11 protein-coding genes are annotated in these 12,226 nt (G+C 72.1%); 3 read left to right on the top strand and 8 right to left on the bottom strand.

Annotated elements, in window-relative coordinates; all coding sequences use genetic code 11:
- The first annotated feature begins 13 nt into the window (after positions 1-13).
- Positions 14-940 (top strand): DMT family transporter, encoded by a 927-nt coding sequence (locus EOE48_RS13315; protein WP_127729750.1) that lies wholly within the window; start codon positions 14-16, stop codon positions 938-940.
- A 12-nt stretch (positions 941-952) separates the two neighbouring features.
- On the opposite strand, the gene EOE48_RS13320 is transcribed toward EOE48_RS13315, so the two are convergent.
- From EOE48_RS13320 to EOE48_RS13355, 8 genes are all read right to left on the bottom strand, one after another.
- The gene (locus EOE48_RS13320) at positions 953-1,738 is read right to left on the bottom strand and encodes an SDR family NAD(P)-dependent oxidoreductase (protein WP_127729752.1); all 786 of its coding nucleotides are present in this window, start codon (positions 1,736-1,738) and stop codon (positions 953-955) included.
- Between the two features lie 86 nt (positions 1,739-1,824).
- Positions 1,825-2,535: an ABC transporter ATP-binding protein gene (locus tag EOE48_RS13325; RefSeq protein WP_127729755.1), complete on the bottom strand. Its 711-nt coding sequence runs from the start codon at positions 2,533-2,535 to the stop codon at positions 1,825-1,827.
- A gap of 2 nt (positions 2,536-2,537) precedes the next feature.
- Positions 2,538-3,305, bottom strand: coding sequence for an ABC transporter ATP-binding protein (locus EOE48_RS13330; protein WP_127729757.1), 768 nt, complete (start codon positions 3,303-3,305; stop codon positions 2,538-2,540).
- The gene (locus EOE48_RS13335; protein ID WP_127729759.1) at positions 3,305-4,327 is read right to left on the bottom strand and encodes a branched-chain amino acid ABC transporter permease; all 1,023 of its coding nucleotides are present in this window, start codon (positions 4,325-4,327) and stop codon (positions 3,305-3,307) included. Before EOE48_RS13335 ends, EOE48_RS13330 begins: the two co-directional genes overlap by 1 nt.
- Before the next feature lies 1 nt (position 4,328).
- The gene (locus tag EOE48_RS13340; RefSeq protein ID WP_127729762.1) at positions 4,329-5,231 is read right to left on the bottom strand and encodes a branched-chain amino acid ABC transporter permease; all 903 of its coding nucleotides are present in this window, start codon (positions 5,229-5,231) and stop codon (positions 4,329-4,331) included.
- A 67-nt stretch (positions 5,232-5,298) separates the two neighbouring features.
- On the bottom strand, positions 5,299-6,564 hold the full coding sequence (locus EOE48_RS13345; protein ID WP_127729764.1) for an ABC transporter substrate-binding protein: 1,266 nt from the start codon (positions 6,562-6,564) through the stop codon (positions 5,299-5,301).
- Positions 6,565-6,677: 113 nt separating this feature from the next.
- Complete coding sequence (locus EOE48_RS13350) at positions 6,678-7,670, bottom strand: alpha/beta hydrolase (RefSeq protein ID WP_127729767.1); 993 nt, start codon at positions 7,668-7,670, stop codon at positions 6,678-6,680.
- A gap of 250 nt (positions 7,671-7,920) precedes the next feature.
- On the bottom strand, positions 7,921-9,552 hold the full coding sequence (locus EOE48_RS13355; RefSeq protein ID WP_127729770.1) for a flavin-containing monooxygenase: 1,632 nt from the start codon (positions 9,550-9,552) through the stop codon (positions 7,921-7,923).
- Positions 9,553-9,766: 214 nt separating this feature from the next.
- On the opposite strand from EOE48_RS13355, the gene EOE48_RS13360 reads away from it, so the two are divergent.
- Together EOE48_RS13360 and EOE48_RS13365 are read left to right on the top strand one after the other, a co-directional pair.
- Complete coding sequence (locus EOE48_RS13360) at positions 9,767-10,705, top strand: LysR family transcriptional regulator (protein WP_127729773.1); 939 nt, start codon at positions 9,767-9,769, stop codon at positions 10,703-10,705.
- A 650-nt stretch (positions 10,706-11,355) separates the two neighbouring features.
- The coding region (locus EOE48_RS13365) for a lytic transglycosylase domain-containing protein (protein WP_148239782.1) at positions 11,356-12,226 on the top strand (871 nt) is incomplete at its 3' end.

A 12,226-nucleotide genomic window follows, 5' to 3' on the forward strand; every position in this document is an offset into this window, starting at 1 on the left:
GAGACCTCGCCGCGTGAGCCCCGCCCTGCTGTATCCCTTCATCATCGTGGCCGGGGCGCTCCAGGCGCTCGGCAATTCCATGAACGCGCAGCTGCGCGGCCGGATGGTCAATCCGTGGCTCGCCGCCACGGTGTCGTTCCTGCCGATCGTGTTCGTGTTCGCGACGCTGTTCCTGACCATGCCGGTGCCGCTGCCGGGCCTCGACAGCCTCGGGCGGATGCCGTGGTACGCGCCGCTCGGCGGCGTCGCCGGCGCGGTGGCGGTGTTCGGCGGCCTCGCCTTCGTCGACAAGGTCGGGGCCGGCCCGTTCAACGGGCTGACGCTGACCGCCAACATCCTGACCTCGCTGGCGCTCGACGCCTTCGGGCTGTTCGGCCTGCCGGGCGGCGGCTTCAAGCCGATGCCGTGGCTCGGCGGGCTGCTGATGGCGGTCGGGGTCACGGTCATCGCCCGCGCGACCCCCGCCCGGGAGGACGGGGAGGGCGGCCACGGCCTCGACCCGAAGCTGCTCTACCCGTTCATCGTGGTGGCCGGCGCGCTCCAGGCGATCGGCGTGGTGTGGAACGCGCAGTTGCGCGGGGCACTGGTGAACCCGTGGCTCGCCGCGACGGTGTCGTTCGTGCCGGTGGTGTTCGTGTTCGCCTTCATCCTGCTGATCCGCCCGACCCCGCTGCCGACGCGCCGGGACCTGTCGGGCGTGCGGTGGTGGATGCCGCTCGCCGGGCTCACCGGCGCGGTGGCGGTGTTCGCCGGGCTGCTGTTCGTCGACACGGTCGGCGCCGGGGCCTTCAACGGCCTGCTCATCACCGCCAACCTGCTGACCTCGGTGGCGCTCGACCACTTCGGCTGGCTCGGCATGCGCCAGGTCACCGCCGGCCCGCCCCGGCTGACCGGCGCCGCCCTGATGGTGGCGGGGATCGTGCTGATCTCGCTGTTCTGAGCGGGATCCCCCTCACCGCGCCGGACGCATCCCGCCATAGGTCGTGAGATGCGCCCCGGCGAGCCAGCCGGCATCGACCGGCAGGTTGATGCCGGTGATCGCCGCGGCGTCGTCCGAGAGCAGGAAGGCGACGCCGCGGCCGATCTCGTCGGGGGCGACGAGGCGGCCGAGCGCCGCCGCGTCGGTGAGCAGGCGCGGGTCGCGCTGGCCGCGGTCGATCGCGGCCTGGAGCGGCGGCGTCGCGACGTAGCCCGGCGAGACCGCGTTGACCCGCACCCCCGAGCGGCCCCATTCGGCGGCGAGGCAGGCGGCCATGTGCACCACCGCCGCCTTGGTCGGCGCGTAGGCGTGCAGCGGCGCCGTGCGCCACGCGGTGACCGAGCCGGTGATGACGATGCCGCCGCGGCCGCGCTTCGCCATCCGGGTGCCGGCGGCGAGGCACGAGACGTAGACCCCGCGCAGGTTCACCGCGACGATGCGGTCGAACTCGGCCATCGGCCGATCCTCGGGCAGCCCGCCCGGCTGGATCAGCCCGGCATTGGCGATCAGCGCCTCGACCGGGCCGATCCGGCCCTCGATCTCGGCGAACGCCGCCTCGGTCGCCGCCTCGTCGACCACGTCGAACGGCACCGCCTCGGCCCCGATGGGTCCGGCGACGGCGCGGGCGCGCTCGGCGTCGACGTCGGCGATCACCGTGCGCCAGCCGCGCCCGGCCAGCACGCCCGCGATGGCGAGCCCGATCCCGCTCGCGCCGCCCGTCACCAGGGCGACCCGGCCGCGTCCCTCGTTGCGCTCCATTCCCCATCTCCTGTCGAAGTCGAGACCGCCGCACCGTCGAACGGGACCGTTCGCAGGCGCGAGGCCGGCCCGAACCGGCGCCGGCGCTACACCGCGAGGTAGCGCTGGGTGATCGCGGCGTTGCCGCGCAGGTCGGCGATGGGGGCGCGGTAGACGACCTGCCCCTTGTCGACGACGGTGGCGTGGGTGGCGATGTCGAGGCAGAAATGCATGTTCTGCTCGGCGAGCAGGATCGTGACGCCCATGCCGCGCAGGGTGCGGATCAGTTCGCCGATCGCCTGGACGATGATCGGCGCCAGCCCCTCGCTCGGCTCGTCGAGGAGCAGCACGTCGGGATTGCCCATCAGGGCGCGGGCGATGGTGAGCATCTGCTGCTCGCCGCCCGACAGACGCCCGGCCATGCGGGTGCGCATGCCGGCGAGGATCGGAAACACCTCGTAGATCCGCGTCGGCGTCCAGTGCGCCGCGCCGCCGCGCCCGCGCTTGGCGCCGACGACGAGGTTGTCCTCGACGGTGTGCTCGGGAAACACCTGCCGGTCCTCCGGCACGTAGCCGATCCCGGCCCGGGCGATGCGGTAGGGCGCCCGCCCCGACACGGTCTCGCCCGACAGCACCACCTCGCCCCGGCGCGGCGGCACGAGGCCGGCGATGGCCTTGAAGGTGGTGCTCTTGCCGGCGCCGTTGCGGCCGAGCAGCGCCATCGTCTGGCCCTTCTCGACGCTGAGGTCGAGGCGAAACAGGATCTGGCTGGCGCCGTAATAGACGTCGGCGCCGCGGACCTCGAGAATGACCGCCATGCTCACGCCTCCCCGACGGTCTCGGACAGGCGGTGATCGGTGCCGAGATAGGCGTCGATCACGTCCTGGTTGCGCCGGATCTCGTCCGGGGTGCCGCGGGCCAGGACGGCGCCGTATTTCAGGACGTGGATCGCCTGGGCGATCCGGAACACGATGTCCATGTCGTGCTCGATGAACAGCACGGTCATGCCGGTGGCCCGCCACAGGTCGTGGACCTTGCCGATCATCCGCCAGCGCTCCTCGGGGCCCATGCCGGCGGTCGGCTCGTCGAGGAGCAGCACCTTCGGCTCCATCGCCAGGGCGAGCCCGATGTCGAGGAGCTTCTGGTCGCCGTGCGAGAGGTTGGCCGACAGGATCTCCGCCTTGGGGCCGAGCCCGAGCATCTCCATGATCGCGTCGGCCCGGCGGACGGCCTCCGGCACGGGGAAGCGCGACAGCACCCGGGCCGAGCCGCGTCGGTGCGAGACCACCGCGGCGGTCAGCGCCTCGCGGACGGTGAGGCTCGGGAACAGGGCGGCGACCTGGAACGCCCGCGCCATGCCGCGGCGCACCACCTCCAGGCTCGACAGCCCGACGATGTCGGCGCCGTCGAACAGCACCCGGCCCTCGTCGGGCCGGACATGGCCCGAGATGAGGTTGAAGAACGTGGTCTTGCCGGCGCCGTTCGGCCCGATGATCGCGGTGAGCGAGCCCGCCGGAAAGTCGATCGACACGTCCTTGGTGGCGCGCACGCCGCCGAAGGACTTCGAGAGGTGCTCGACGCGCAGCATCACACCGTCCTGCCGTCGAGGGGTGCGGGCGCGAAGGCCGCGGGCGCGGCCGCCGCCAGCGCCGCCGCCCGGCGGGCGCGGCGGGCCTGGATCGCGTCGAACAGGAAGTCGGCGAGGCCGCGGCGCAGGCCGAGCACGATGACCAGGATCACGGTGCCGAGCACGAGGCCGTGATGCTCGGTGTAGATCGTCACGAAGTGGTTGAGGGTCTGGAGCAGCAGCGTGCCGACGAGCGGGCCGAGAAACAGCTTCATCCCGCCGAGCATGATCATGAAGATCGCCTCGCCCGACGTGGTCCAGAACGCGAATTCCGGATAGGCGCCGGAGACGAACAGCGCCAGGATCAGCCCGCCGACGCTCGCCATCGAAGCCGCGAACACGAAGATGCCGAGCTTCATCGCGGTCACGTCGACGCCGAGGAAGTTCGCCCGCGCCGGGTTGTCGCGGATCATCCGCAGGGTGTAGCCGAACGGCGATTGCGACACCTGCCGCATCGCCAGGATGCAGAGCACGAACACCACCGCGCAGGTGGCGTACAGCACCCGCGCGTCGTTGAGGTCGAGGCCGAGGAAGGGCGGGCGCGGGATGCCGCCGCGCAGGCCCTGGTCGCCGCCGGTCAGGCCGACCCAGGTCACGATGATGCTGTGGATGAACATCTGGAAGGCGAGCGTGATGAAGGAGAAGTAGATCTCCTTCAGCCGCACGCAGATCGCCCCGACGACGAGGGCGATCAGCGCCGTGCCGCCGACCGCGGCGAGCGCCGCGACCGGAATCGGGACGAGGCCCGACTGCATCAGGAGCCCGAAGGCGTAGGCGCCGGTGGCGAAGTAGGCGGCGTGCCCGAACGACACCAGCCCGGTGAGCCCGACCAGCAGGTTCAGCGACATCGCCATCAGGCCGTAGGCGAAGAAGTAGATCAGGAAGTCGCGCAGGGCCGGCTGGGGAAACAGCATCGGCAGGGCGATGAGCAGGCCGAGGCCCGCGAGGGCGGCGGCGAGGTCGCGGACGAGTCCGGCGCGCATGTCAGGCGGCCTCCCGGCCGAGCAGCCCGCTCGGCTTGACGACGAGCACGAGGGCCATGAGGGCGAACATCAGCCCGTCGACGAAGAGCGGGAAGCCGATCGCCCCGAAGGCGCGGGTGAAGCCGATGAGCAGGGCGGCGAGGAAGGCGCCTGCGATCGAGCCCATGCCGCCGATCACCGTGACGATGAAGCTCTCGATGAGGATCGACACGCCCATGCCGGGGGTGAGGGTGCGGATCGGCGCCGCGAGCGCCCCGGCGAGGCCGGCGAGCAGGCTGCCGAGCCCGAACACCCCGGCATAGAGCAGCGTCGTGTTGATGCCGAGGGCGCCGACCATCTGCGGGTTGATGGCGAGCGCCCGCACGATCTTGCCGAGCCGGGTGCGGTTGATGCCGAGCCACAGCACCAGCCCGGCCGCCAGCGCGACGGCGACCATGAACAGGTAGTAGCCGGGCACGAAGCCGCCGGCGATCTCGACCGGCGGCAGCGCGAACACGTCGGGCATGCCCATCATCCGGTACTCGCCGCCGTAGAGGATCTTCACCCCGTCGTCGAGGATCAGGATCATCGCGTAGCAGACGAGGAGCTGCATCAGGATGTCCCGGCCGTAGACCCGGCTCATGACGAAGCGCTCGAACAGGATCCCGAACAGCCCGACCCCGGCCGCCCCCGCCACCATCGCGAGGAGGAAGCTGCCCGACAGCGCGTAGGCCGTGAAGGCGAGGTAGGCGCCCAGCATGTAGAAGGCGCCGTGGGTGAAGTTGATGATCCCGAGCACCCCGAAGATCAGGGACAGGCCCGAGGTGACGAGGAACAGCAGCATCCCGACGATCAGCCCGGTCGAGACCTGGGTGACCGCGCAGGAGGCCGAGGACAGGCAGTCGACGAGGGCCTCGAGGTTCAAGGCGGAACTCCCCCGGAGGTGAGGATCGGGGCGGCGGGGGCGGGTGCCCCCCCCGCGACGGGCCGGCTCAGGCGTAGCCCTTGCCCTTCTTCCACTGCGTCTCGAGTTCGACGATCCTGCCCCAGTCGACGTCGGAGAAGTCCTCGACGAACGGGGCCTTGGGCACGGTGCGGCCCCAGGCGACCGGGTAGCCGATGATGGTGTGGTCGGTGTCGCGCATCGTGATCGCGTCGCCGACCGCGAAGGGGGCGGCCACCGCCATGCCCTTCAGCTCGGCGGCGAGGGCGCTGCCCTCGGTGCGGCCGCCGGTGCGCCTGAGCGCCTCGGCGACGAACAGGCAGCCGAGATAGGTCTGCCACGCCCAGTTGGTCGGCTCGTGGCCCGCGACCTTGGCGAAGGCGTCCGCGAAGGCGACGTTGGCGGGCTTGGCCGGGTAGTTGCGGTTGTAGCGGTAGGCGGTGTTGAGGCCCGGCGGCAACTGCTTGATCGCGGTCAGCACCGGCGGGTCGCCGAGCCCCCCGGAGAACATCGCGACGTTGGAGAACAGCCGGTAGAGGTTGCTCTGCTCGATGAACGCCACGAGGTCGCCGCCCCACAGCGCCGAATAGACCGCCTGCGGCTTGGTCTGCAGGATCTTGGTGATGCTCTCGGTGTAGTCGGGGGCGAACAGCTTCGGCCAGACCTGATCGACGGTCTCGATCGACGGCTCGAACATCTTGGCGAATTCGAGGAACTCGGCGGTGTTGTCGCGGCCGTAGGCGTAGTCGGGCGAGCACGTCATCCAGCGCTTCAGCCCCTTCTGCTTGGCGATGCGCGCCGCGTAGGTGCCGCCCGCGACCGCGTCGTGGATGCCCTGGCGGGCGCAGCGGAACGCGGTCCTGACGTGCAGCTTCGGGTCGGCGGAGAGCGACGAGGTCTCCGAGCAGGTGTGGACGCACAGGACCGGCAGGTCGCGGATCACCTCGTGGACCGCGAAGGCGCCGGAGGACGCCTCGCCGTCGATGATGATCTCGCAGCCGTCGTTGTTGATGAGGTCGCGGGTGACCTTGGCGGCCTCGTCGGGCCGGCCCTTGGAATCGCGGTCGATCAGTTCGAGGGTGCGCCCGCCGATGCCGCCGGCCTCGTTGATCTGCCGGAAGGCGAGCTGCGCCGCCGCCCGGCTCGACGTGCCGAGGATCGCGACGCGCCCCGACAGGATCGTCGGCATGCCGATCCGGATCGCCTTCGCCTGGGCACCCGCGATGTGCGGGAAGCCGGTGATCGCCGCACCCGCGGCCAGTCCGCCCACGACCTGCCGGCGCGACGGCGCACGGCTCAGCGTCTTCGTGCCCATGTGGTTTCCATCCCTGATCTTGTGGCCCGGACGTTTTCGCCCTGGGCTGGCGTCGTCTGTGTTGTATTTTTTGGTGTTATAACACTCGATGATCCGGCAAGGCCAAGGCCAAGTCAACGGATATCTGATGGTACTGGCTCGCCGGCGGCGCTCCGCCATGCCTCGCGCAGGGCGGCGGCCGCGAAGGCGAGGACCGGCGCGGTCGCGCCGATCGCCCGGCCCATGGTCAGGATGCCGTGCATCTGGTCGGACAGGTGCAGGGCCGTCACCGGCACGCCCTCGCGTTCGAGGCGCGCCGCGTAGGCGCGGCCCTCGTCGCGGAGCGGGTCGTGGGTGCAGGTGAGGACGAAGGCCGGCGGCGCCCCCGCGAGGCTCCCGGCTCGAAGCGGCGCGGCGTGCCAGTGGTCGCGCGTATCCGGGTCGGGCGCGTAGTGGTCGACGAACCAGCGCATCGTTGCGGCGGTGATCGGCACGCCGTCCGTGACGCGGGCGTAGCTGTCGCCGGTCATCGCGAGGTCGACCACGGGGTAGAGCAGGAGCTGGAAGACGCTCCGCGGCAGGGTCCCGTCGCGGCCCATCAGGGCGAGCACCGCCGCGAGGTTGCCGCCGGCGCTGTCGCCGCCGACCGCGAGGCGGGCGGGGTCGACGCGCAGGGACCCCGCTTCGGCGGCGACGTACGCGAGGGCGGCGGCCGCGTCGTTCAGGGCGGCCGGGAACGGATGCTCCGGGGCGAGCCGGTAATCGACCGCGATCACGCAGGCGCCGGCACCGTTGGCGAGCCGCCGGCAGATCCCGTCATGGGAGTCGAGGTTGCCGAGCATCCAGCCGCCGCCGTGCAGGTAGAGCAGGCACGGCAGCAGCACCGCCGGGTCGGTGCCGGCGCCGCGATAGAGCCGCAGCGGCACCGGGCCGGCCTCGCCGGGCGCCGCGAGGTCGCGGACCTCCGCGACCGGATCGGGGGGCGGTTGCAGCGCCGCGCGTCCGGCGCTGTAGGCCTCCCGCGCCGCATCCGGCGTCAGCGCCTCGAACGGCGGCCTGCCGGACTCGCGGATCGCCCGCACCAGGGCCACCACGTCGGGGTGCATGGCCGGCTCGTGTGTCTGCATGCCCCTCGTCCTGCCTGCCATGCCTTGGATCGTTCGAGCGCGGGATCCCCTCTCCCGAGTGGGAGAGGGGTAGGGGTGAGGGTGGCCCGGGTTCAGCATTAGGCACCAAGGGTCGCGCTGCGCAGCTCGACGCTGGGAGTATATCTCGGAAGCCGAGCCACCCTCACCCCTGTCCCCTCTCCCACTCGGGAGAGGGGGATCCGCGTTCGAAATTTATACCTGCGTTACAGAGGGTTATAACCTATTCGCCTCACCCCAGCGCGAACCCCTCGTACCCCTCGCGGGCGACCCGGTCGCAGATCGAGCGGTAGCGGGCCATGCCGCCGGCATAGGGCATGAACACCCGCGGCTTGCCCGGCACGTTGGCGCCGAGATACCAGGAGCTGCTCGCCATCGGCAGCAGCGTCGCCGAGGCGGCCTCGTTGACGTGGGCGACCCAGGCCTCCGTCGCCTCCGGCGTCGCCTCGATCCGGTCGAGGCCGTTCTCGCGCAGGTGGGCGATGCAGTGCGCGATCCATTCCGCGTGCTGCTCGATGGCGACCGGCATGTTGGTGAGCACCGACGGGCTGCCCGGCCCGGTGACCGTGAACAGGTTCGGGAAGCCCGGCGTCTGCAGGCCGAGATAGCTGCGCGGACCGGCCGCCCAGGCCTCGGACAGCGCGAGCCCGTCGCGCCCGCGGATGTTGAGGCCGATGAGCGGGCCGGTGAGCGCGTCGAACCCGGTGGCGAAGACGAGGATGTCGAGCGGGTAGGTCGCGTCGCGGGTGCGCACGCCCTCCGGGACGATCGCCTCGATCGGCGCCGCCTTGAGGTCGACCAGCCGGACGTTGTCGCGGTTGAAGGTCTCGAAATAGTCGGTGTCGATCGGCGGCCGCTTGGTGGCGAAGAGGTGGTCGCGCGGCGTGAGCGCCTCCGCCGTCGCCGGATCCTTGACGACGCTGCGGATCTTGGCGCGGATGAACTCCGAGGCGGTCTCGTTGGCGTCCTTGTCGAGGAGGATGTCGCGGAAGGCGGCGCGGAAGCGCAGGCCGCCGCGCTCCCAGGCCGCCTCGTAGATCGCCTCGCGCTCCTGGGGCGAGACGTCGAGGGCGGAGCGGTCGGAGATGTCGAACGGGTGGCCGTTGGTCGCCTCGCGGGCCTTGCGGCGCAGCTCGGCGGCGTTCTCCCGCACCCACGCCTTGAACTCCGCGTCCATCGGGCCGTTGCGGGCCGGCACGCTGTAATTGGCGGTGCGCTGGAATACCGTGAGGTGGGCGGCCTGCTCGGCGAGGACCGGCGTCGCCTGGATGCCGGTCGAGCCGGTGCCGATCAGCCCGACCCGCTTGCCCGCGAAGTCGACGCCGTCCTGCGGCCAGCGCCCGGTGTGATACCACTCGCCGGCGAAGCGCTCGAGCCCCGGGATCGCCGGCACGTTGGCGGTCGAGAGGCAGCCGACGGCGGTGATGAGGAACTGTGCCTCGAACACCTCGCCGCCCTGCGTCGTGACCGTCCAGCGGTTCGCGGCGGCGTCGTAGGACGCCCCGGTGACGCGGGTGTCGAGCTGGATGTCGCGGCGCAGGTCGAAGCGGTCGGCGACGTGGTCGAGGTAGCGGCGGATCTCGCCGTGCTCGGGGTAGCGCTCGGTCCACTCCCACTCGTCCTCCAGCTCGCGCGAGAACGAATAGGAATAGTAGTAGCTCTCGGAATCGCAGCGCGCGCCGGGGTAGCGGTTCCAGTACCAGGTGCCGCCGATGCCCTCGGCCGCCTCCAGCACCCGCACCGACAGGCCGAGTCGGTCGCGCAGCAGGTGGAGCTGGTACAGGCCCGAGAAGCCGGCTCCGACGATGATCGCGTCGTGGCGGCGCACCTCGCCCCCGTCGGTCTCCGCGCGCGGATTCCCCATGGCGTCCTCCCCTGGCCCGGACGCGCCGCCCGTGGCCGGGCGCGGTCCGCCTGTCTGCGTGCCGGTTCCCCCTCGAAGCCCGCGCGGGTCATGGCGTGACCGCGGCGGCCGGGGCGTGTCCGGAACCAACGAGCCCCGAGGCTAACCCGTTGCGGGCGTGGCATCCATTTCCTAGGCTGCGAACCACATGTGAAGAATGTTCACAGGTCGGGTCATGAACCGCTACGGCGAGATGCTCGTCTTCGTGCGGGCGGTGGAGGATGGCGGCTTCTCGGCCGCCGGGCGCAGCCTGACCATGACGCCCTCGGCGGTGAGCAAGCTGATCGGGCGGCTGGAGAACCGGCTCGGCGCGACCCTGTTCAACCGCGCCGCCCGCACCGTCACGCTGACCGCCGAGGGCGAGGCGTTCTACGCCGCCGCGGTGCGGGCGGTGGAGGCGCTGGAGGAGGCGGAGGCGACGGTGCGCGGCGGCCCGACCGCGCAGGGGCTGCTGCGCATCCGCTCGATGCCGACCTTCGCGACCCACCAGCTCGCGCCGCTGATCCCGGCCTTCCGCCGCCGCCACCCCGACCTGCGGCTCGACTTTGTGCTCAGCATGGAGCCGGGCAACCTGCTCGACGGCGGCATCGACGTGGCGATCCATGTCGGGGAGCTGGCCGATTCCTCGCTGGTGTCGCGGCGCTTCGCCAGCACGCGCTGGATCATCTGCGCCTCGCCGGCCTATCTCGCGGCCCGGGGCGTGCCGGCGGGCCCGGACGCCCTGGCGGGCCACGAATGCCTGAACTTCCCCTCGACGGCGCCGTGGAGCGTCTGGAGCCTGCGCGACGGCGCCGGGGCGAGCCGGCGGCTCAAGCCGGGTGGGGGCGTGGCGGCCAATACCGGCCAGATGCTGCTCGCCATGGCCCGGGCCGGCGCCGGGATCGTCCGGCTGGCCGAGTTCCACATCATCGACGACCTGCGCGCCGGCCGGCTGGTCGAGCTGCTGCCCGAGCACCACAGCGGCGCCGAGGATCCGATCTCGGCGCTCTACAGCGGCCGGCGCCACCTCAGCCCGCGGATCCGGGTGTTTCTGGATTTCCTCGACGCCGCGTTCTCGCACGAGCCGCCGCCGTGGCGGCGCACCGCGGAGGAGAGGGGCGCGTCACGGGGCTGAGCGGCCGGGCGCTTCGGGCGCCGACTGAAATCCTCCCCCTCTGCGGGGGGCTGTCCAAGGAAAAGAAGGGGCGCATCTCCCCTCTCCCGAGTGGGAGAGGGGCCGGGGGTGAGGGTGGAGACGGTTCAGAACCATGCACCGAAGGTTGAGCTGCGCAGCTCGACGCTGGGCGACATATTCTGAAGCCGAGCCACCCTCGTGCGATCTTCGATCGCCCCTACCCCTCTCCCACTCGGGAGAGGGGATCCCGCGCTTGATTTTACAAGGACATCTGTACGGACAGCCCTGCCGTAGCGGGGGAGGGCTTTTGGCGGCGGACCTCCTGGTCTCGTTCCGCGACCCGGCCCCGCTCGCGGCGCCGAATCGCTCCCCCGCCCGGGCCTCCGCCCCCGCTCGCCCGCAACGCCGGCCGGATCCGGCACCCCGCCCGGACCGTTCGCCCAACCCCTTGTGCAACCGGCGGTTTACCGACCGGCCGCCGCCCCGCCGCCCGCTCCCGCCTGTGCTTCGGCCGCCACACCGATCCGGCAAACGGTCAAGGCTCCCGCCATGGTTTACGGCCAAGTCTCTTTCCCGCCGCATTTTCCCCGGAGCAGGAAGGCTCGAAGCCGCATGTGCGATTTCGCACAGGCCCCACCGGACCCGACCGCATGCACAAGCGCCTCGCTCTCGCCGTCCTCGCGGCCGCCGCTCCGCTCCCCGCCCTGGCGCAGGAGAGCCCGGCCCGCGACAACATCGACGCGCTGATCGAGGCCCATGCCAAGGCCCAGGGCATCCCCGCCAGCCTCGTCCACCGCGTCGTCAAGCGCGAGAGCAACTACAACCCCCGCGCCCGCGGCCATGGCGGGGCGCTCGGCCTGATGCAGATCAAGCACGGCACCGCCCGGGGGATGGGCTACAACGGCCCGGCGGCCGGCCTGCTCGACGCCAGGGTGAACCTGACCTACGGCATCGCCTACCTCGCCGGCGCCTACCGCACCGCCCGCGGCAACGAGGCCCAGGCCTACAGCTACTACGCCCGCGGCTACTACTACGACGCCAAGCGCGCCGGCGTGCGCACCGAGATCGCCGAACTCGCGCCGCCGGCCCCGGGCCCGGCCTCGCCGAGCCTGTTCGGGCGGCTGTTCGGCGGCGCGCCGCAGGCCGCGACCGTCGCCACCGCCACCGCCGACCCGGGCGCGCTCGCCCTGTCGAACGCCGTCGCGGGCACTCAGCCCGCCGCGGGCACCTCGCCCGCCGCGGCCGAAGCACCTGCCGAGCCGGCGGTCTACACCGTGCCGCTGCCGCCGGCGCGCCCGGTCTTCGCCGCCCTCGCCGCCGCACCGGCCGCCGAGGCGCAGCCGGCGGCGACGCAGGTGGCCACGGCACAGGTCGCCGCGGCCCCGGCCGTCGAGGACGCCCCGGTGGTGACGGTGCCGCTGCCGCCGGCCCGGCCGGCCTTCGCGCTGGCCGCCCTCGCGACGCCGGCCGCAGCCCCGGCCGCCCTCCCCGCCCCGCTGCCGGCCCCGGCCCTCGCCGTGG

This window comes from Methylobacterium oryzihabitans (genome assembly GCF_004004555.2).
GTDB classification, from domain to species: domain Bacteria; phylum Pseudomonadota; class Alphaproteobacteria; order Rhizobiales; family Beijerinckiaceae; genus Methylobacterium; species Methylobacterium oryzihabitans.